Below are 20294 nucleotides of genomic sequence, written 5' to 3' on the forward strand. Positions count from 1 at the left end.
TGACGAGCGAGAGTTTAGATAATACCGCCCGAGCCGCCGATGACGGCCGGGCGTTCGGCAGCGACCTTGTCGCGGTAGCCGGATGCGCGGTAGGCGGCGATGGGGGAGATGGCAGCGCCTTTGCGGTGGCGGGCCATGGCGAGGATGGGTTCGACGTCGGTGCGGAAAGCGGCTTTCAGGGTCTGGGTGGCCATCATGGCGTCATTGGCCTCCTGATATTCGGCTAGGGCCGTGCGGTCGACGAGGAGAGCCTGGGCGTAGGCGCGCTGGACCTCCATGGCGGACTGCATCAGGCTTTCGATGGGATCGGTGACGTTGTGGCTCTGGTCGAGCATGTGGGCGGGGTCGAACCCCTTGGCGCCGCGCTGTTCGGCGTCGACCAGTTCGTTAAAGACCAGGAATAGGCGGTAGGGGTCGATCGAGCCTGTATCGAGGTCGTCATCGCCATATTTTGAATCGTTGAAGTGGAAGCCGCCGAGCTTTCCGAACTGGATCAGGCGGGCGACGATCATCTCGATATTGACGTTGGGAGCGTGGTGGCCGAGGTCGACGAGGCAGAAGGCCTGCGGGCCAAGTTCCTGAGCGATCAGGTAATTGGTGCCCCAATCCTGGACGACGGTGGAATAGAAGGCCGGCTCGTACATCTTGTGTTCGGTGAAGATGCGCCAATCGGAGGGCAAAGCCTTGGCGACCTCTTTCATCGAGGCCAGATAGCGTTCGAACTGGGCGGTGAAATTGGTCTGGCCGGGGAAGTTGGAGCCGTCACCGATCCAGACGGTCAGGGCTTTGGAGCCCAGCGCCTTGCCGATCTCGATGCATTCGATGTTGTGGTCGATGGCCTGGCGGCGGGTGGCGGGGTCGGTGTGGGAGAGGGAGCCGAATTTGTAGCTCAGCGCCTGGCCGGGGGCGTCCGAGAAGGTGTTGGAATTCATGGCGTCGAAGGCGAGGCCGAGGGAGGCGGCCTTGACCTTGAGGTCCTTCGGGTCGGCCTTGTCCCAGGGAATGTGGAGGGAAACCGTGGGGGTGGCGCCGGTCAATTGGTGGATCACCGCGCAGTCTTCGAGCTTGTCGAAGATGTCGCGGGGCTCGCCGCGGCCGGGAAAGCGGGCAAAACGCGTGCCGCCGGTGCCTACGCCCCAAGAGGGGATCGCGACACCGTAGGCGGCGACTTTTTGGGTGATGGTTTCGATGTCGATGCCGCGGCGGGAGAGGTGTTCGCCGAGGGCAGCGTAGTCGGCGGTGAGGGACTTTTCGCGATCGGTGTTGGCGGCGGCGATCGTGTCGGTGGTGATCTCAGTCATGTGTGTTTTCCTCCCGTTAAGGTCCCCTCGTCTTTGCGCCTCTCACAAGAGAGGTATTCCTGGCCGGTGCTGCAGCCTCTCATCCGACCCGGCTTCGCCGGCCCACCTTCTCCCCAGGGGGAGAAGGAGAAACGGGGCGGCCGCTCCCGCTGACCTCTCCCTTGTTTATTCCTATCGCGTAAAACTCTGCGCGTTGCCGGCGTCGACGTTAATGATGTTGCCGGTGGATTTGGCCGACATATCCGAGGCAAGGAAATAGATGGCTTCGGCGATATCCTCGGGGAAGACCGAGCGCTTGAGGAGGGAGCGCTGGCGGTAGTGTTCCTCGAGGTCGTCGGTACTCATCTTGTAGGCGGCGGCGCGTTGTTCCTTCCATTCTCCGGTCCAGATTTTCGAACCGCGCAGGACGGCGTCAGGGTTCACCACATTGACGCGGATCTGTTCGGCGGCGCCTTCTAGCGCCAGGCAGCGGGCGAGGTGGATTTCGGCGGCCTTGGCGGTGCAATAGGCCGAGGCGTTGGGGGAGGCCGCGAGGCCGTTCTTGGACGCGACAAAGACGACGTTGCCACCGATCTTTTGGGCGCGGAACAGCTTGAAGGCTTCGCGCGAGACCAGGAAATAGCCGGTGGAGAGGATATCCATGTTGCGGTTCCACAGCTCCAGCGACGTCTCCTCGATGGGGGCAGAAGAGGCGAGGCCGGCATTGGAGACGAGGATGTCGAGACCGCCGAATTCGACTGAGGTGCCGAAAAAGCCTCGCGTCACCGCTTCCTCGGAGGTCACGTCGACGAGGGCGGTGCGGACGACGTCCTTGCCGAAGGCCGCGGTCAACTCGTCCCTGGCCGAGGAGAGCGCGTTTTCGTCGATATCAGCGATCACGACGCAGGCGCCTTCGCGCAGAAGCCGCGCGGCGGAGGCCTTGCCGATGCCCCCTGCCCCGCCGGTCACCAGCGCGATTTGCCCGGCGAGCGATTTGGGCTTGGGCATACGTTGCAGCTTGGCTTCTTCGAGGAGCCAGTATTCGATGTCGAAGGCTTCCTGTTCGGAAAGGCCCTGATAGGTGGAAACGGCCGATGCGCCGCGCATGACGTTGATGGCGTTGACGTAAAATTCGCCCGAGATGCGGGCGGTTGCCTTGTCCTTGGCGAAGGTGAACATGCCGACGCCGGGCATGAGGTACACCACGGCGTTGGGGTCGCGCAGGGCGGGGGAATTCTCGCGCTTGCAGCGCTCGTAATAGGCAGAGTAGTCGGCGCGGTAGGCTTCCACCTGCTCGGGGAGGCTGGCGAGGACGGCATCGACGTCAGGGTTGGCGGGGTCGAAATCGATGACCAACGGGCGAATTTTAGTGCGCAAGAAGTGATCGGGGCACGAAGTGCCCAGCGCGGCGAGGGGTTCGAGGTTCTTGGAATTGACGAAGGTCAGAACCGTGTCGCTGTCGTCGAAATGGCCGACTTTGTGGCTGTCGGCCGAGATCATGCCGCGGATGGCGGGCATCAGACGCGCGGCGATGGCGCGGCGCTCCTCAGCGGGGAGGGAGGCGAATTTCTCGCCGCCAAAGGCGGGCACGGCAGCGGTTTTGGTTTCGAGCCAATCCATTGCCTTGTTGATGGTCGCGATGGTCTGCTCGTAACACTCCTTGGGCGTGTCGCCCCAGGTGAACAGGCCGTGGGATTCGAGGATGACGCCCTTGGCCTGAGGGTTGTCGAGGCAGAATTTTTCCAGCCACAGGCCGAGCTCGTAGCCGGGGCGCTTCCAGGGGAGCCAGCCGATTTCGTCGCCGAAGATTTCCTGCGTCAGGGCTTTGGAATCTTTCGAGGCGGCGATGGCGATGATGGCGTCGGGGTGCATGTGATCGACGAAGGGTTTGGGCACATAGGCGTGCAGCGGCGTGTCGATCGAAGCGGCGCGGGGATTGAGGTTGAAGGTGGCGTGGGGGAGATAGCCGACCATCTCGTCCTCGTGTTCGAGGCCGCGATAGAGGCCTTTGAGGGCACGGAGCTTGTCCATGTAGAGGGTGGAAAAGCCGTCGAGCTTTATGGTGCCAACATCGCCGCCCGAGCCTTTGACCCAAAGGACTTCGACCTGCTCACCGGTCAGCGGGTCCTTTTCGTAGATTTTCGAGGAGGTGTTGCCGCCGCCGTAATTGGTGACGCGCTTGTCCGAACCCAAAAGATTGGAGCGGTAGACCAGGCGCTCGGGCTCGGTCATGGACGCGGCCTTCGCATCGTCCCACAGATTGGCGATGCGCGCAGGTGCGGCGGAAGCTGGCATGGTATTCCTCCCAGAAGCCGGATCGGTCTTTTGGCTTCATAACCACATGCAGTCACGACAAAGTCAATCACAAAACAATCAAGTTCGATCAAAATTGGTCAGGTGCACCACATGATGATTGACAGTGATCGTTTTTGGTGATGCCATACAACCAAGGGAGGATTGCCGGATATGCATGAGCGCGAACGCCACAAGGTCATTCTGTCCGCCGTTCAGGCGCGGCCGGTCGCGACCGTGGGTGAACTCGTGGATCTCACCGACACCTCCGAAGCCACCATCAGACGCGATATCGCGGCGCTGCACGTGCAGGGCAAGCTGCGGCGGGTGCGCGGGGGCGCCGAGGCGCTCAACCCGCCGACGCAATCGGGGCTGGTGGGGCGGCCGTTCTCGGTCAATGAATCGATCAATGCGCCGCTCAAGCGCGCCATCGCCAAGGCGGCGGTGGATCTTTGCGCGGACGGGGATTCGATCATCATCAATGGGGGCACGACCACCTACCAGATGGTGTTTCACCTGATCGCCCGACGCTGCCAGGTGCTGACCAACTCGTTCCCGATCGCCAGCCATCTACTGGCACATTCGAAGAATTCGGTGGTGGTCCCCGGAGGCACGATCTATCGCGAGCAGAACATCATTCTTTCGCCATTCGAAAGCGACGTGACGCGGCATTTTTATGCCAAGCGCATGTTCATGGGGGCGCAGGGGCTGGGACGGCATGGGCTGACCGAAGCCGACCCGCTGCTGATCCAGGCGGAAATGAAGCTGATCGGGCAGGCCGACGAATTGGTGGTGCTGGCCGATTCCACCAAGTTCCGCCAGCGCTCGAGCCTGATCCTGTGCCCGCTCGAAAGGATTTCCACAATCATCACGGACCGCGGCATCAGCGATCAGGATCGCCAGATGCTGGAGGATAACGGCATCAAACTCATCATCGCCGATGCCGGGGAGCGGTCGAACACGGAGGACTCTTCGTCGGTCGCCTGAGGACGATGACCGGCGCGGGAAAAGCAACCAATAAAGCTCCAGGGAGGATTTCATGAGCTTGGTTAGGACACTTCTTGCAACCACGGCGATGGCCGCCGCCATGATGGCGGTCGCCTTGCCGGCACAGGCCCAGACGCGCATCGCGCTGGTCGCCAAATCGCTGGGCAACGGCTTTTTCGAAGCCGCGGCGCGCGGCGCCGAGGAAGCGGCAGAGGAAATCGGGGACGTCGAGATCATCTATACCGGCCCGACCTCGACCACGGCGGAAGGCCAGATCGAGGTGATCAACACACTGATCGCCCAGAACGTGGACGCCATCGCCATTTCGGCCAACGATCCGGACGCTGTGGTACCAGCGCTTCAGCGGGCCATGCAGCGCGGTATCACCGTGATCTCCTGGGATTCGGGCGTTGCTGCCGAAGGGCGGCAGATGCATCTCAACCCCTCGTCCAACGAGTTGATCGGGCGGATGAACCTCCAGCTCGTCGAGGCACATATGCCCGAGGGCGAAAGCGACTTCGCCATTCTTTCGGCGACTACGACCTCGACCAACCAGAATATCTGGATCGAGGAAATGGAAGCGCAGATGGGCGATTTCCCGGATCTCAACCTGGTCACCACCGTCTATGGTGACGATCTGGCCGACAAATCCTATCGCGAGGCACAGGGCATTCTGCAATCGATGCCCAATGTCAAAGTGATCGTGGCGCCAACCACGGTGGGCATTCTGGCCGCTTCGCGTGCGGTGGAAGATGCCGGGATGATCGGAGAGGTTTACGTGACCGGCCTCGGTCTGCCCTCGGAAATGGCGGGAGCGATCGAATCCGGGGCGACCAAGGAGTTCGCTATCTGGAACCCCGTCGATCTGGGCTATTCCGCCGCCTATATCGCTTATGAGCTGGCCAGCGGGAATGCCACGGCCGAGCCGGGCGCCACGATCTCGATCGGCCGCGTAGGCGAAATCACGCTCGACGACAATCTCGAAGCGGGCATGTCCGAGCCGTTCGTCTACGACGCGAGCAATATCGACGAGTTCAAGGACATCTTCTGATCGTCCGTTTGCAATAGCAATGCTGCCCGGCAAAAGCGCCGGGCAGCGCCCTTATCCTTCAAACCGGCGAGGTTTTCGCGACGATGTCCGCCGCACCTCAGGTTGTATCGCTCGGAGCGGAGGCAACCCCGATCCTGACGATGACCGGCATCTCCAAATCCTTTCCCGGCGTCAAGGCGCTCGAGGGGATTTCGCTCGAGCTCTATCCCGGGCAAGTCACTGCGCTCGTCGGCGAGAATGGGGCGGGGAAATCGACGCTGGTCAAGATCCTGACCGGGATCTACCAACCCGACGCTGGGGAGATCGTGCTGGATGGCCAGCATGTGCATTTTTCCTCGGCTCATGCGGCGCTCGAACACGGGATCACCGCGATCCATCAGGAGACCGTGTTGTTCGACGAACTCTCGGTGGCCGAGAACATCTTTCTGGGCCATGCGCCGCGCACGCGGCTGGGGCTTGTAGACTGGAAGACTCTGCGGGCAGAGGCCGCCGATATCCTTAGTTCCATGGGCGCGCCGATCGATCCACGTGCGCGGCTCAAGGACCTTTCGATCGCCAACAAGCATCTGGTGGCGGTGGCGCGGGCCATGTCGATCGAGGCCCAGATCGTCATCATGGACGAGCCGACCGCCGCGCTCTCGCACAAGGAGATCGAGGAGCTGTTCGTCCTGATCGACCTGCTCAAGGCCGACGGCAAGGCGATCCTCTTCATCTCGCACAAATTCGATGAAATCTTCAGGATCGCCGACCGTTACACGGTGTTCCGCGACGGCCAGATGATCGGCGCGGGGCCGATGGCGGACACCAACCAGCGCGAATTGGTGCGCATGATGGTGGGGCGGTCGGTGGACCAGGCCTTTCCGAAGCAGGACGTGGCGATCGGGGCGACGGTTTTGGAGGTGGAAGGGCTTTCCCACCCCACCGAGTTCGATTCCATAAGCTTTACGCTGCGGCGCGGGGAGATTCTCGGGTTTTACGGGCTGGTGGGCGCGGGGCGCTCGGAACTGATGCAGGCGCTGTTTGGGGCGACGCGGGTCTCGAGCGGAACCGTGACGCTCGAAGGCAAGCCGGCGCTGGCGAAATCGGAGGCCGATGCCATCGAAAAAGGCATCGTCTATGTGCCCGAGGAGCGCGGACGGCAGGGGGCGGTCACGGGGCTTCCGATCGTCCAGAACATTTCGCTGCCCTCGCTGAAAAAGACCTCGCGAGCCGGATTTCTGGACATGGCACGCGAATTTGCGCTGGCGCGGCAATATTCCGAACGGCTCGATCTGAGAGCCGCATCGCTCAGCCAGGAGGTGGGGACACTATCGGGTGGCAATCAGCAGAAGGTGGTGATCGCCAAGTGGCTGGCAACGAGGCCTAAGGTGATCATTCTGGACGAACCCACGAAGGGGATCGATATCGGCTCGAAAGCCGCCGTGCATGCCTTCATGAGCGAATTGGCGGCCGAGGGGCTGTCGGTAATCATGGTCTCGTCCGAACTGCCCGAGATCATGGGCATGTCGGACCGGGTGATCGTCATGCGCGAGGGGCTGATCGCCGGTGAGTTCGAACGGGCCGCGCTTGATGCCGAGACACTGGTGCGCATGGCGGCCGGGATTGGGGATCACTGATGGCGGCGCTATCGAAACATCGCGAACTGATCCTGGTCGGGGCGATATTGGTGCTGATCGGACTGATCACGCTGCGCTATCCCCCGTTCGTTGCACCCGGTAACCTGGTGCGCGTGTTCGACGACACCGCCATCCTGTTCATCCTGGCCCTGGGGCAGATGGTGGTGATTCTCACCCGCTGCATCGATCTTTCGATCGCCGCCAATCTGGCGCTCTGCGGGATGATCGTCGCACTGCTCAATGTGGCGTTTCCAGGTATTACCGTGCCCCTGCTGATCATGGCCGCCTCCGGATGCGGGGCGCTGTTGGGGGCTTTCAACGGGGCGCTGGTGTGGAGGCTGGGCATCCCTTCGATCGTTGCGACGCTGGGGACGATGACCATATTTCGGGGCTCGATCTTTTTGCTCTCGCAGGGGCAATGGGTCAACGCGCACCAGATGACCGACGCGTTCAAGGCGTTGCCGCGCATGACGTTCCTCGGCCTGCCAGGGTTCTCCTGGTTCGCGATTGTCATTATTGCCGCCTTTGTGCTGTTGATGAGCCGGACGAAGCTGGGGCGCAACATCTATGCGGTGGGGGTCAATCCCACCGCCTCGGTCTATGCGGGGATCGATGTGGGGCGGACGCAGTTCTTTGCGTTCGTGATTTCCGGGATGGTTGCGGGACTAGCGGGGTATCTGTGGGTGGCGCGCTATTCGGTGGCCTATACCGAGATCGCCAGCGGGTTCGAGCTTAACGTCATCGCCGCCTGCGTCATCGGGGGCATCTCAATTGCCGGCGGGATCGGGACGGCGGCCGGGGCGGTGCTGGGGGCGCTGTTTCTGGGGATCGTCGCCAATGCGCTGCCGGTGATCGACGTCTCGCCCTTCGCGCAGATGGCGATTTCGGGAACCGTTATCATCATCGCAGTGATCTTCAACGCCCGCGCCGAGCGCAAGAAGGGGCGGATCATCCTCAGAAAAGCGGAGGCGAACCCATGACGACGGCCAATCCGCGCGCCGTTCCCGACCGGCTGGAAAACCGCTGGATGGGGGCACTCAAAAGCTGGGAATTCCTTCTGCTGCTGGTGGCGGTCGCGGTGTTCATCTTCAACAGTTTCGCCACACCCTATTTCCTTTCGCCCTGGAGCATATCGGACGCGACGTTCAATTTCACCGAGCGGGCGATCATCGCGCTGGCCATGGCAATGGTGATCATTTCGGGCGAGATCGACCTTTCGGTGGCCGGCATTCTGGCGCTGGCTTCCACCGCCATGGGGGCTGCGGCGCAGATGGGGGCGGACGTGCCCTTGCTGATCGCTATCGGACTGGGCACCGGACTCGTGTGCGGGGCGGTCAACGGGGCGCTGGTGGCGGGGCTGAAGCTGCCCTCAATCGTGGTCACCATCGGCACGATGAGTCTTTTCCGGGGCATCTCCTATATCGTTCTGGGCGATCAGGCGTTTACCGAATACCCGCCGGGCTTTTCCTATTTCGGCCAGGGCTATGTCTATTGGGTGATCTCGTTCGAGCTTGTGCTGTTCCTGGTGATGGCGGCTTTGTTCGCTGTGCTGCTGCACCGCACCAGCTTCGGTCGCTCGGTGTTCGCCATCGGCAATAACCCGACCGCCGCACAGTTTTCCGGGATCAGGGTGCGGCGGATCAAGTTCATCCTGTTCCTCTTGACCGGGGTGATGTCCGGGCTCGCCGCGATCCTTCTGACCTCGCGGCTGGGCTCGACGCGGCCCTCGATCGCGCAGGCGTGGGAGCTCGAGGTGGTCACCATCGTGGTGCTGGGCGGGGTCTCGATCCTGGGGGGGTCGGGGAGCATACTGGGTGTGGTGATCGCCGGATGCGTGATGGGACTGGTGACCTTCGGGCTGGGACTGCTCAACGTGCCGGGGATCGTCATGTCGATCGTCTTGGGCGCAATGCTGATCACGGTGATCGCCGTCCCGATCGTCATCGGGCGCATCCGGCAGGGGCTGGCGCGCCGATGAGGCATGTCGGTGTCATCGACATCGGCAAGACAAACGCCAAATTCGCCATCGTCGATGCCGAAACGATGGCCGAAGTGGCGGTGCGCACGCGGCCCAATCGGGTGCTGAGCGGACCGCCCTACCCGCATTTCGACATCGAGGGGATCTGGGATTTCCTGCTCGGGGCGATGGGAGAACTCAACCGCGAGTACCCCATCGACGCGCTCTCGATCACTACCCATGGCGCGACGGCGGCGCTGGTCGGTGGGGCAGGCGAACTGGTGTTGCCGGTACTCGACTATGAGTTCGACGGGCCCGCCACGGTACGGGCCGAGTATGACGCTCTGTGCCCGCCTTTTGAGGTGACGCTGACTCCCCGGCTGGCGATGGGGCTTAACCTCGGAGCACAGCTTTATTGGCTGAAGCGGGAGTGGCCGAACCAATTTGCACGGGCGTGGGCCATACTCACCTATCCGCAATATTGGGCCTATCGGCTCACCGGGGTGGCGGCGTCGGAGTTGACATCGCTGGGGTGCCATACGGGGCTATGGGATTTCGAGCGGGGAACATTCTCGTCGCTGGTCGAAGCCTTGGGGATTGGCGGAAAGCTGCCGCCGATCCGGTCTGCGTTCGATGCGCTGGGGACGATCGGGTCCGAGGTTGCCGAGCGGACGGGACTGGCGGAAGGAACGCCCGTTCATTGCGGGATTCACGATTCCAACGCTTCGCTGCTGTCGCATGTGCTGGAGCGGACGCCGCCGTTTTCAGTGGTTTCGACCGGAACCTGGGTGGTGGTCGCCTCGCCCGGTGGAAAGATCGAGATGCTTGATGCGGAACGCGATTGTCTCGCCAATATCGACGCACTTGGCCGCACGGTACCCTCGGCGCGGTTCATGGGCGGGCGGGAATATTCGCTGCTGACGGGGGACAGGACCGAGCCGCACGACGCGGGGACGGTCAAGACGGTGCTGGAGAAGGGATTGATGCTTCTCCCGAGCGTGCAAGTCGGGTCGGGTCCGTTTCCCGGGCGGGAGGCGCGGTGGACGGGGGGCGCCGAGACGGCGGATGCGCCGACGCGGCATGCGGTGATCTCGTTTTACCTGGCGCTGATGACGGCGGAATGCCTGACCCTAACCGGAGCGGAGGGCGAGATCATCGTCGAGGGCCCCTTCGCGCGGAACTTCGATTATCTGGCGATGCTGGAGGCGGCAACGGGGCGTGCCGTGCTTGCCGATGGACGGAACGCAACGGGGACGAGCATCGGTGCGGCGTTACTGGCATTGGGCAAAGCCGCAAGGCCGCGCGGCTGTTATCAGCGGCAAGAACCGGATACGGCGGAAGCGGAGACCTTGCGCGAATACGCGAGGCGCTGGCGAGGGTTGGCGGAGCAATAGCGCAAGTAAACTTGCAGAAAATATTATTCTTGCAAATTATCATGCGCAAGCATATGAGAATGGGCAGGAGGAACCATGTCCATTCTCGAGCGCGTTCAATCGGTGGCCGAAAATCTCACGCGGGCGGAGCATCGCCTGGTGCGCGAGATCATCGCCAAGCCGCGCGACGTGGCGCTGGGAACGGCATCGAGCCTAGCACAGCGAATCGGGGTGCATGAAGCCACCGCGTCGCGATTGGCCAAAAAGCTAGGCTTTACGAGCTATGCCGGATTTCGCGAGGCGATCCGGGACGAATTCATCGTCAAGACCGATCCGGCGCTGCGGGTCCGCAATACGCTGGAAGCCGCCCAGGGCGGGGATCTGCTTTCCGAATTGATCGCGCGCGAGATCGAGGCGCTGGGCAACCTGCCCCGCTATGTGGATGCGAAGCGGATCGAACAGGCGGCCGAAGTGCTGATCAAGGCGCGGCGGGTGTTCATCTTTGCGCGCGGCAATGCGGTGACGCTGGGCGTCATGCTCGAAAAGCGGCTTTTGCGTATGGGGCTGGATGTGGAGATCCTTTCCGGTGACAGCCGCGACCTTGCCGAACAGGTGCTGCGGATGGGTGATGAGGATGCGCTGATCGCTTTCGCGTTTCGGCGGCAGCCCCGGCACTATGCCGCGCTGGTCGAGCGCGCGCGAGCAGTCGGAGCGACCTCGATATCGATTTCCGGCTCGCTCGGGCCGGCACTGGCGCCGGCGCCGGATATGCTGCTTTCTGCCCCGCGGTCAGGCTCGAACGATAGTTTCCAGACGCTGACCGTGCCGATGGCGATCACCAATGCTCTGGTTCTGACGATGGCGCAGAAGGACCAGGCCAAAGCGCTCGAACGGCTGGAAACGCTGGGCGAACTGATCAACGAATTCGAGGCTCGCTAGGGACACGGAGCGGCGGGTGGAGGACCGCCGAGTTCGCATGGCAAAGTTATGCAAGTAAACTTGCATGTCATACGAATGTTGCAAACACATGTGCATTAACGCGGGCCGGCCAAGCACCGGCTCCACCCACTGGAGGACCATCAATGACCCTTAAGCATGTTCTGGCTACCACAGCCCTGGTCGGCCTTCTGACCACTCCCGCCCTTTCCCAGGACCTCGACGCCATGACCGCCGAGGAGCTGCTTCCGCTCGCCCAGGAAGAAGGCACAGTCACCATCTATTCTTTCACCAGTCGCATTGCGGCGGTGGAAGCCGCATTTGAAGCCGCCTATCCCGGCATCGACATGGTCGGCTATGATGCGAGTTCGACCGAGCAGATCGCCCGCCTGCAGGCGGAAGCTGCCGCCGGAATCGCTTCGGCGGACGTCGTTTATATTTCCGACGCTCCGGTCGTTTTGACCGAACTGCTCGATCAGGGGCTGATCGAGGGCTATGTGCCGCCGCGCGTTGCCGAGCTGTTGCCCGAGGAGTTCAAGAGCCCGCTGCTGTCCCAGCGGCTTTCGACCAAGGTGCTGATGTACAATGAAGAAGCCCATCCCGACGGGGCGCCGGTCGACAATCTCTGGGATTTGACCACCCAAGAGTGGACCGGACGGGTGATCATGGTCGATCCACTCCAGCGCGGCGATTATCTCGACCTGATGGTGGAGATCGTTCTGCGGTCCAATGAGATGGCCGCTGCCTATGAGGCCGAATTCGGCGTCCCGATCGAGCTCGATGCGGGCAATGAGAACGCCGGCATGCAGTTCATCGCCGATCTGTTTGCCAATGACGTGGTGCTGGTCTCCTCGACCGACGACGTCAACGCCGCCATCGGCTCGATCGGCCAGCCCAATCCGCCGATCGGCTTTACCTCGTACTCTGACCGCCGCGACAATGAGGACGAGGGCTGGGCGCTGCAGGTGGCCAATGAAGTCGAACCGTCCAACGGCATCATCTTCCCGGCTCTGCTGGCGCTTTCGGCCAACACCGAACATCCGGCGGCCGCGCGTCTGGCCATCGACTTCTTGTTGGGTGACGACAGCGAAACCGGCGGCGAGGGCTTTGCGCCGTTCTATGTGCCCGGCGACTATGCCACGCGCACCGATATCGTGAGCCACCCGGACGCCGTGCCCCTGGAAGACTTCATCGCCTGGCGCATCGATCCAACCGCGACGGCTGAAATCCGCCAGGAGATCGCCGACTTCATTCTGGTGCTGCAGTAAGCTTTTCTCCTCCCCCGGCGAATGATTTGCCGGGGGAGACCTCCTCATGAGACCGAAATAATGGCCACTTCTTCATCGATCGCCGGCCGGGGGCGGATTTCGCTACCGCAAGGCCTGGTCCTCAAGGTCTGCGTTCTTGCCGTTATCGGCGTTTTGATCGCCGGGCCGCTGCTGCGCATCCTGTTCGAAACGTTGATGCCCGGAACGGTTGCTGCATGGAGCGACGTGGTGATCAGCCCACTGTCGCGGAACCTGCTCTGGGTGCCGCTGGGCAATACGCTGATCCTGGGATTTGGCGTTGCCGCAGGATGCGTGTTGATCGGCGGATTTCTGGCCTGGCTGGTGGTGATGACCGATATTCCGTTCCGGCGGACGATCGGATTGATGGCCACCCTGCCCTTCATGATTCCGAGCTTTGCCACGGCGCTCGCCTGGGGCTCGCTGTTCAGGAACGGACGTGTTGGAGGCCAGACCGGCTTCCTCGAAGGCCTGGGCCTATCGGTACCCGATTGGCTGAGCTGGGGCATGATGCCCACGCTGATCGTGTTGATCGCGCATTATTATTCCCTGGCCTTCACGGTGATTGCCGCAGCGCTGGCCACGGTCAATTCCGATCTCGTGGAAGCCGCGCAGATGACCGGTGCCAAGCGCGGTCGAATCTTCATGGGCATCATCCTGCCCGTGACGCTGCCGGCCATCGTGTCGGGCGCCTCGCTCACCTTTGCGGGGGCGGTTTCCAATTTCGCGGCCCCTGCCCTTCTGGGCCTGCCGGTCAGAATGCAGACTATGGCGACGCGGCTGTTCGGGATGATCGAGATCGGCCAGACGGCCCGCGGCTATGTGATCGCCATTCTGCTGATCGTTGTTTCGGCCTTTTTCCTCTGGTTCGGCAACAAGGTGATTTCCGGCCGGCGCTCCTATGCAACGATCACCGGCAAGGGCGGGCGCGCCAAGCGGTTCACGCTGGGCGGCGCGAAATATCCGCTGTTTGCCATCGCCACGATCATCTGTCTTCTGACCACCGTGGTGCCGGTGATCATCCTCATCGCCTCCTCGTTGGCCCCGAGTTCATCGGCGCTGTTCTCCAACTGGACGCTGCATTACTGGATGGGCGTTTCCGACCCCTCGATCGCGCAGGGACAGGCCGGCGTGTTCCATAACCCCTTCATCGTTTCGGCGACGAGCACAACGCTGGGGCTCGGGATGGTGGTTGCGATCACCGGATCGGTGCTGGGACTGATGGTGGCCTTTACGCTGGCGCGCTATCGCATCGGGTTCCTTTCGGGGATGATCAACCAAATCTCGTTCCTGCCGCTGCTGGTTCCGGGCATCGCGTTCGGCGCGGCCTATATCGCGCTGTTCGGCGCACCGATCGGGCCGTTCCCGGCGCTTTACGGCACATTCGCGCTGCTGGTGATCGCTGGAACCGCCTATCTCGTGCCCTTTTCGGTGCAAACCGGCCGCGCCGTGATCCAGCAGGTTTCCGGCGATCTCGACGAGAGTGCGCGACTGACGGGTGCGGGGTTCTTCCGGCGCATGGCTGCAATCACCGTGCCGCTCGCCAGCCGTGGGCTGGCGGCCGGGGCCTTGATCATCTTCGTCAAGATCGTGCGCGACCTTTCGCTGGTGGTGCTGCTATTTACGCCCACGACACCGCTGCTCTCGGTGCTCGCCTATCGCTATGCATCCGAAGGGTTCACCCAGTTCGCCAACGCGATCACCGTCGTTATCCTCATCATCTCCATTGCCGTGACGCTACTGGCCAACCGGCTGCAGGCGAAATCGCAGCCCTGGCTCAAGAATTAGGCCCGCCATGATCTCCATTTCCAATCTCACCAAGAGTTTCGGCGATTTCGACGCCGTCAAATCGGTCAGCCTTTCGGTGCCCAAGGGCTCGTTCCTCGTTCTTGTCGGCCCGTCCGGCTGCGGAAAATCGACGATGCTACGCATGCTGGCGGGGCTGGAAACACCAACCGCAGGAACCATCACGTTTGAAGGCAACACGGTTTCGGACGGCAATAAAAACTGGACCATCGAGCCGGCACAGCGCGATACAGGACTGGTGTTTCAATCCTATGCCCTCTGGCCGCATATGACGGTGGCGGGGAATGTTGAATGGCCGCTCAAAGTCGCCAAAATAGCGGCGGCGGAGCGCAAGGCGCGAGTGGCCGAAGTGCTAACGTTGCTGGGCATCGAAAAGCTCGCCACCCGCTATCCCAACGAGATTTCGGGCGGACAGCAGCAGCGCGTGGCGATTGCCCGGATGATCGCGCCCAAGCCAGGAATATTGCTGTTCGACGAACCGCTCTCGAACCTCGATGCCAAGCTGCGCGTGGAGATGCGCACCGAATTGCTGCGGGTGCATCGGGCGACAGGGGCGACCTCGATCTATGTGACGCACGACCAGGTGGAAGCCATGACCATGGCGAGCCATGTGGCGGTGCTGAAAGATGGCGAGGTCGAACAATTCGGGACGCCCGAGGAGTTGGTGGCCAATCCGCAGACCGCGTTCGTCGCGACCTTCGTGGGCACGCCGCCGGCCAATCTGGTGCCGGTGCGACCGGTCGAAGGTGGGATCGAATTTGCCGGAACGGTGCTGCCCAAGGGGTTTGAACTTGAAGGGGCGGCGCAGGCTATGTACCGGCCCGAAACGCTTGGGGTTTCCCATACCCAGAGTCAGCGGACGCTGGCGCTCGATTTTGCCGAAGCAAGCCCGGTGGCCGGCCGGATCATGGTGACCGGCACGCGTGGCGACCTGCGGCTGACGGCGGTTGTGGATAAGGCGCCGAAATTTGCGCCCGGCGACACCGTTCATTTCCTGTTGCCGGAAAAACCCGCCGCGCTCTTTACCCCCGCCGGGGAGATCATGGCATGAAGCGTGTGATGATCGTGCGGCATGGGGAGTCTGAGTGGAACGCCGAGCGCCGCTTGCAGGGGCAAGCCGATATCGCGCTCTCCGCGAAAGGCCGCGCACAAGCAGAGGCACTAAAACCGGTAATTGCGGGGCTTTCGCCGGACCGGACGATCTGCTCGGACCTCGAGCGTGCTCACGATACGGCGGGACTTTTGGGCATTGCCGATGCCGAATGCCGCGCTGAGTTGCGCGAAATCCATGTCGGCGAATGGACCGGGCGGCCGATCGAGGCGCTCAGGGCTGACGATGCAGCTAGATATCAGGGGTGGCGTGCAGGGACGTATACGCCGCCGGGTGGAGAAAGCTGGAGCGATTTCGTGGCCCGAACGACAGCCTGTGTCACCCAGGCCCTGCAAACCAGCGAGAAGCTTCTGGTCGTCTGCCATGGCGGCGTAATCCGGGCGTTGCTTGAAAGCCTTATCGGCCTGCCGCCCAAGCGGATTATTCCCGTGGGACCGGCGAGCCTAACAATCCTCGCGGAGCGCCCGACCGGATCGGGCAATATGCGGCTCGAACTCTTCAACTATTCGCCGCTCGTACCGGTGCTGGACGCTCCCGATTGAACGGAGGATCCTCCATCCCTCCGCAGCAGAAGAAATCCATGCCACCGCCGGGCGCCATTTTGGCGCATGCATCCGCGAGCCTGTGTCGCCCGCGCAAAGCCTCCGCCTTACACTGGCTCTACGATCACGCCATGGAGGCATTTGGTGAAAAAGTTTCTTCTCGCATTGGCGCTGGCCGCCACGGCAACACCGGCGGCGGCGCAGCCCACCGACATTTTGAACGTCTCCTACGACATCGCCCGCGAGCTCTATGCGGCGATCAATGAAGCCTTCATTCCCCATTATGCCGAAGAGACCGGCACGACGCTCACCGTCAATCAGTCCCATGCCGGCTCGTCCACCCAGGCGCGCGCCATTCTCGAAGGGCTGCAGGCCGATCTTGTGACCTTCAACCAAGTCACCGACGTCAACGTGCTGGCCCAAAACGGGTTCGTTTCGGAGAACTGGCAGAGCGAATTTCCAAACAACGCCTCGCCCTACTATTCGCCCCCAGCCTTTCTGGTGCGGGCGGGCAATCCCAAAGGGATCGAGGATTGGGACGATCTGGTGCGTGAGGACGTCCAGGTGATTTTCCCCAATCCCAAGACCTCAGGCAATGGGCGCTATACCTATCTCGCGGCCCGAGCCTATGCCAATGGCGCGTTCGGGGGCGACGAGGCGCAGGTCACTGAGTTTCTCACCACGTTCTTTGCCAATGTGCCGGTGTTCGAGACCGGCGGGCGCGGGGCGACCACGGCCTTTGTCGAGCGGCGACTCGGCGATGTGCTGATCACCTTCGAGGCCGAAGCGCTGGCGATCGTCAACCAACTGGGCGCCGATCAGTTCGAGGTGGTGGTGCCCAGCGTGAGCATCCTCGCCGAGTTCCCCGTGGCCGTTGTTGACCGGGTGGCCGAGGCGCGCGGCTCGGCCGAGATCGCCCAGGCCTATATCGAATTTCTCTATTCGAGCGAGGGCCAGGAGATCCTGGCGCGCAACTTCAACCGCGTTCATGACGAGGGGGTGGCGGCCGAGTATGCCGACACGTTCCCCGAGTTGCGCCTGGTGACGATCGAACAGGAATACGGCGGCTGGGACCGGGCGTCGGAGGAGCATTTCGCCGAGGGCGGATTGCTCGATCAGGTTTTCCTCAACCAGTAAGAGCCGAGCAAACCAACGACCATGATGCGGCATGGGAGAGATCCCATGCTGCCATAAGCATCTGAGGACATTCTTGGCTCTCGCTGCGCGTCTTTATCGCAAATCCATTCTGCCCGGCTTCGGCCTGTCGCTGGGGATCGCGCTTACCTATGCGACGATCATCATCGCGCTGCCCATCGCTGCCATGGTGTTCAAATCGGCGAGCCTTGGGTTCGACGAGTTCGTGCGGATCACCACATCGCAGCGGGCGCTTGCGGCCTATTGGATCACCATTTCCTCGGCGGCGCTGGCAACGGCGGTCAATTCCGTCCTGGGGCTGCTGCTCGCCTGGGTAATCGTGCGGTATCGCTTTGCTGGAAGGCGGGCGCTCGATGCGCTGGTCGATCTGCCGTTCGCGCTGCCCACCGCCGTGGCCGGGCTAACGCTGGTGACGCTGTTTTCGCCCGACGGGTGGTATGGCTCGGTGCTCGAACCGATGGGGCTTTACGTCAACTACACCCAGGTAGGCATCGTGGTTGCGATGACCTTCACCTCCATTCCCTTCGTGGTGCGAGCGGTGCAGCCGGTGCTCGAACAGCTCGAGCCCGAATTCGAGGAGGCGGCAAGGAGCCTGGGGGCCACCGATTTCCAAGTGTTCACTCGCGTGGTGTGGCCGGCCATCCTGCCCGCGCTCCTCACTGGATGCGTACTCTCTTTCGCCCGCTCGCTCGGCGAGTTCGGGGCCGTGGTGTTCATCGCGGGCAACATTCCGGGGATGACCGAGATCGTCTCCCTGCTGATCGTCATCCGGCTCGACGAATACAACTATCCGGCCGCCGCAGCACTCGCCACCGTGCTGCTGGTGGTCTCCTTTATCACCATGCTCTCGACCAATCTGCTGCAGAGCTGGCAATTGCGTTACGCGGAGAAGAGCCGATGAGTGCCCGGCGCCGTTCCCCCGCCGAAACCGTGCTGATCGGGTTGGCGTTCCTCGTCGCCGCGCTGACGCTGGTTGCGCCGCTGGCGCTGATCTTTGCCTATGCGTTCCGGGAGGGCTGGGGCGCGTATCTGACCAACATCATCGAGCCCAACACGCTGCATGCGGTAGGATTGACGGTTCTGACGGCGTTGATCGTCGTGCCCATCAATATCGTCTTCGGTATTGCCGTGGCGTGGTTGGTGACGCGGCATCGCTTCGTGGGGCGGCAGCTCCTGGTGACCATCATCGAACTGCCGTTTTCGATCAGTCCGATCGTGGCTGGGGTGGCCTATCTGTTTCTCTATGGCGGGCAGGGATTGCTCGGCCCTTCGCTGCAAGCGGCGGGAATACCGATCATGTTCACGGTTTTTGCGATTTTCCTTGTAAGCCTGTTCGTCACAGCGCCGTTTGTGGCGCGCGAACTGATCCCGCTGATGGCACAGCAAGGAACCGAGGACGAGGAAGCCGCGCTTTCGCTCGGCGCCAGCGGGTTTCAGATGTTCAGGCTGGTGACGCTTCCCAATATCGGTTGGGCGCTGCTCTATGGAGCGATCCTCACCAATGCGCGGGTGATGGGAGAGTTCGGCGGCGTTTCGGTCGTATCGGGCGCGATCCGGGGGCAGACTAACACGCTGCCCCTGCAGATCTCCCAACTGTTCAATGATTTCAACGTCACCGGCGCCTTTGCCGCCGCAACGCTATTGGCGCTGCTCGCCGTGGTGACGATCGTGCTCAAATCGCTGCTGGAATGGCGGAACGGCGCACATTAAGCATCTCATCTTGCGCGCGTTTCGGCGTTAGACGCCGTCCTCGTCAGCCGGGAACACGCTCCAGCGTCGGGGCTTAAAGGCGATCCGCGATTTGGCGACCGCGGGGTGATCGACGGGGATTTCGATCTCGACCTTTTCGCTGACGCCCCTAACTTCGAGTTCGACCTGGCGCACGCCGGCGGTGCGGCGGCTGGTTGCAACTGTGCCCACGATGGCCGTTTCTCCGCCTTCGACCACTTCGACGTCGTGCGGACGGAAAAAGAGCTGGCCGTCCCCGTCGGCAACGCCCTTGGCCTCGAGATCGAGCGGGTGGCCGGCGAAATAGAGCTGGCCGCGTTCGATGCTGACCGGCAGGCGCGAGGATTGGCCGATGAAGGAATAGACGGTCGGCGAATTTGGGGTGTCGTAGATCTCGTCGGGCACGCCCACCTGTTCGATCCGGCCCTGGCTCATGACGACGACGCGATCAGCGAGTTCGAGCGCTTCCTCCTGGTCGTGGGTCACGAAAACGGTGGTGTGGCCGGTGGAATCGTGGACCTCGCGCAGCCAGCGGCGCAATTCCTTGCGCACCTGCGCATCCAAAGCACCGAAGGGCTCATCGAGCAGCAGCACCTTGGGTTCGATAGCCAGAGCGCGGGCCAGCGCCACGCGCTGGCGCTGGCCGCCCGAGAGCTGGTTGGGATAACGCTTTTCGAACCCCTTGAGCTGGACGAAATCCAAAAGCTCGCGCGAGCGGGCTTCGATCTCCTTTTTGGGGCGCTTGTCCTTGCCGGTGCGCACTTTTAAGCCAAACCCGACATTTTCGAGCACCGTCATGTGCCGAAAAAGCGCATAGTGCTGGAAGACGAAGCCGACATTGCGCTCCTGCACGCTTTTTTTGGAGGCGTCCTCCTCGCCGAAATAAATGGCGCCCTCGGTGGGGAAATCGAGTCCTGCGATCAGGCGCAGGAGGGTGGTCTTGCCCGAGCCGGACGGGCCGAGCAGCGCGATCAGCTCACCCGAGCGGATATCGAGGGAAACGTCATGGAGCGCAGGGAATTTGTCGAACTCCTTGCGCACGTTTTTGACTTTGACTTCCATGAATACCTTTTCCGATCCGTCGCGGTCGCCCGTCGGCGTGGTCGCGACCTTATACGCTTGGGCGGGGCCTTGAGAACCGGGGCGACCAGCGCCGGCATGCTAAAAGCTCCCG

The 20294-nt window shown here is 62.3% G+C and carries 17 protein-coding genes; 14 read left to right on the forward strand and 3 right to left on the reverse strand.

The annotated features are described in order from the left end of the window. Positions 1 to 14 precede the first annotated feature (14 nt). On the reverse strand, positions 15 to 1301 hold the full coding sequence (gene rhaI / locus NO934_RS05385; protein WP_309162773.1) for an L-rhamnose catabolism isomerase: 1287 nt from the start codon (positions 1299 to 1301) through the stop codon (positions 15 to 17). A gap of 171 nt (positions 1302 to 1472) precedes the next feature. Beyond that, positions 1473 to 3575 carry a bifunctional rhamnulose-1-phosphate aldolase/short-chain dehydrogenase gene (locus NO934_RS05390; protein ID WP_309162775.1) on the reverse strand — a complete coding sequence of 701 codons (2103 nt, stop codon included), beginning with the start codon at positions 3573 to 3575 and terminating at the stop codon, positions 1473 to 1475. Between the two features lie 171 nt (positions 3576 to 3746). Here NO934_RS05390 and NO934_RS05395 point away from each other — a divergent pair, with 171 nt between their 5' ends. The 14 genes from NO934_RS05395 (at position 3747) to cysW (ending at position 19102) form a co-directional block, all read left to right on the forward strand. Continuing rightward, the gene (locus NO934_RS05395) at positions 3747 to 4559 is read left to right on the forward strand and encodes a DeoR/GlpR family DNA-binding transcription regulator (RefSeq protein ID WP_309162776.1); all 813 of its coding nucleotides are present in this window, start codon (positions 3747 to 3749) and stop codon (positions 4557 to 4559) included. Positions 4560 to 4611: 52 nt separating this feature from the next. Next, positions 4612 to 5610: a rhamnose ABC transporter substrate-binding protein gene (gene rhaS / locus NO934_RS05400; RefSeq protein ID WP_309162777.1), complete on the forward strand. Its 999-nt coding sequence runs from the start codon at positions 4612 to 4614 to the stop codon at positions 5608 to 5610. Between the two features lie 83 nt (positions 5611 to 5693). Further along, entirely contained in the window at positions 5694 to 7226 is a 1533-nt protein-coding gene (locus NO934_RS05405; RefSeq protein ID WP_309162779.1) for a sugar ABC transporter ATP-binding protein, read from the forward strand. Then, positions 7223 to 8206 carry an ABC transporter permease gene (locus tag NO934_RS05410; protein ID WP_309163654.1) on the forward strand — a complete coding sequence of 328 codons (984 nt, stop codon included), beginning with the start codon at positions 7223 to 7225 and terminating at the stop codon, positions 8204 to 8206. The genes NO934_RS05405 and NO934_RS05410 overlap by 4 nt, the downstream gene beginning before the upstream one ends. Further along, on the forward strand, positions 8203 to 9204 hold the full coding sequence (locus tag NO934_RS05415) for an ABC transporter permease (protein ID WP_309162781.1): 1002 nt from the start codon (positions 8203 to 8205) through the stop codon (positions 9202 to 9204). The genes NO934_RS05410 and NO934_RS05415 overlap by 4 nt, the downstream gene beginning before the upstream one ends. Further along, the gene (locus tag NO934_RS05420; RefSeq protein ID WP_309162782.1) at positions 9201 to 10577 is read left to right on the forward strand and encodes an FGGY-family carbohydrate kinase; all 1377 of its coding nucleotides are present in this window, start codon (positions 9201 to 9203) and stop codon (positions 10575 to 10577) included. Before NO934_RS05415 ends, NO934_RS05420 begins: the two co-directional genes overlap by 4 nt. 75 nt (positions 10578 to 10652) lie before the next feature. Next, positions 10653 to 11495, forward strand: a complete 843-nt coding sequence (locus tag NO934_RS05425) for a MurR/RpiR family transcriptional regulator (protein WP_309162783.1) — start codon at positions 10653 to 10655, stop codon at positions 11493 to 11495. 143 nt (positions 11496 to 11638) lie between these two features. Beyond that, positions 11639 to 12760, forward strand: coding sequence for an ABC transporter substrate-binding protein (locus NO934_RS05430; RefSeq protein WP_309162784.1), 1122 nt, complete (start codon positions 11639 to 11641; stop codon positions 12758 to 12760). 60 nt (positions 12761 to 12820) lie between these two features. Further along, positions 12821 to 14566, forward strand: coding sequence for an iron ABC transporter permease (locus NO934_RS05435; RefSeq protein WP_309162785.1), 1746 nt, complete (start codon positions 12821 to 12823; stop codon positions 14564 to 14566). 7 nt (positions 14567 to 14573) lie between these two features. Continuing rightward, complete coding sequence (locus NO934_RS05440) at positions 14574 to 15635, forward strand: ABC transporter ATP-binding protein (protein WP_309162786.1); 1062 nt, start codon at positions 14574 to 14576, stop codon at positions 15633 to 15635. After that, positions 15632 to 16237, forward strand: coding sequence for a histidine phosphatase family protein (locus NO934_RS05445; RefSeq protein ID WP_309162787.1), 606 nt, complete (start codon positions 15632 to 15634; stop codon positions 16235 to 16237). The genes NO934_RS05440 and NO934_RS05445 overlap by 4 nt, the downstream gene beginning before the upstream one ends. Positions 16238 to 16381: 144 nt before the next feature. Then, positions 16382 to 17374 (forward strand): sulfate ABC transporter substrate-binding protein, encoded by a 993-nt coding sequence (locus NO934_RS05450; RefSeq protein WP_309162788.1) that lies wholly within the window; start codon positions 16382 to 16384, stop codon positions 17372 to 17374. Positions 17375 to 17447: 73 nt separating this feature from the next. Continuing rightward, positions 17448 to 18293, forward strand: a complete 846-nt coding sequence (gene cysT, locus NO934_RS05455) for a sulfate ABC transporter permease subunit CysT (protein ID WP_309162790.1) — start codon at positions 17448 to 17450, stop codon at positions 18291 to 18293. Then, entirely contained in the window at positions 18290 to 19102 is an 813-nt protein-coding gene (gene cysW / locus NO934_RS05460; RefSeq protein ID WP_309162792.1) for a sulfate ABC transporter permease subunit CysW, read from the forward strand. Before cysT ends, cysW begins: the two co-directional genes overlap by 4 nt. Positions 19103 to 19129: 27 nt before the next feature. On the opposite strand, the gene NO934_RS05465 is transcribed toward cysW, so the two are convergent. Beyond that, the gene (locus NO934_RS05465; RefSeq protein ID WP_309162794.1) at positions 19130 to 20182 is read right to left on the reverse strand and encodes a sulfate/molybdate ABC transporter ATP-binding protein; all 1053 of its coding nucleotides are present in this window, start codon (positions 20180 to 20182) and stop codon (positions 19130 to 19132) included. Positions 20183 to 20294: the final 112 nt, after the last annotated feature.

This window comes from Pelagibacterium sp. H642, assembly GCF_031202855.1.
Lineage (GTDB): Bacteria > Pseudomonadota > Alphaproteobacteria > Rhizobiales > Devosiaceae > Pelagibacterium.

Bases quoted from the DNA above. Each gene is read 5' to 3' on its own strand.
- rhaI (WP_309162773.1), bottom strand. From the start codon at position 1,301: ATGACTGAGATCACCACCGACACGATCGCCGCCGCCAACACCGATCGC.
- NO934_RS05390 (WP_309162775.1), bottom strand. From the start codon at position 3,575: ATGCCAGCTTCCGCCGCACCTGCGCGCATCGCCAATCTGTGGGACGAT.
- NO934_RS05395 (WP_309162776.1), top strand. From the start codon at position 3,747: ATGCATGAGCGCGAACGCCACAAGGTCATTCTGTCCGCCGTTCAGGCG.
- rhaS (WP_309162777.1), top strand. From the start codon at position 4,612: ATGAGCTTGGTTAGGACACTTCTTGCAACCACGGCGATGGCCGCCGCC.
- NO934_RS05405 (WP_309162779.1), top strand. From the start codon at position 5,694: ATGTCCGCCGCACCTCAGGTTGTATCGCTCGGAGCGGAGGCAACCCCG.
- NO934_RS05415 (WP_309162781.1), top strand. From the start codon at position 8,203: ATGACGACGGCCAATCCGCGCGCCGTTCCCGACCGGCTGGAAAACCGC.
- NO934_RS05420 (WP_309162782.1), top strand. From the start codon at position 9,201: ATGAGGCATGTCGGTGTCATCGACATCGGCAAGACAAACGCCAAATTC.
- NO934_RS05425 (WP_309162783.1), top strand. From the start codon at position 10,653: ATGTCCATTCTCGAGCGCGTTCAATCGGTGGCCGAAAATCTCACGCGG.
- NO934_RS05430 (WP_309162784.1), top strand. From the start codon at position 11,639: ATGACCCTTAAGCATGTTCTGGCTACCACAGCCCTGGTCGGCCTTCTG.
- NO934_RS05435 (WP_309162785.1), top strand. From the start codon at position 12,821: ATGGCCACTTCTTCATCGATCGCCGGCCGGGGGCGGATTTCGCTACCG.
- NO934_RS05440 (WP_309162786.1), top strand. From the start codon at position 14,574: ATGATCTCCATTTCCAATCTCACCAAGAGTTTCGGCGATTTCGACGCC.
- NO934_RS05445 (WP_309162787.1), top strand. From the start codon at position 15,632: ATGAAGCGTGTGATGATCGTGCGGCATGGGGAGTCTGAGTGGAACGCC.
- cysW (WP_309162792.1), top strand. From the start codon at position 18,290: ATGAGTGCCCGGCGCCGTTCCCCCGCCGAAACCGTGCTGATCGGGTTG.
- NO934_RS05465 (WP_309162794.1), bottom strand. From the start codon at position 20,182: ATGGAAGTCAAAGTCAAAAACGTGCGCAAGGAGTTCGACAAATTCCCT.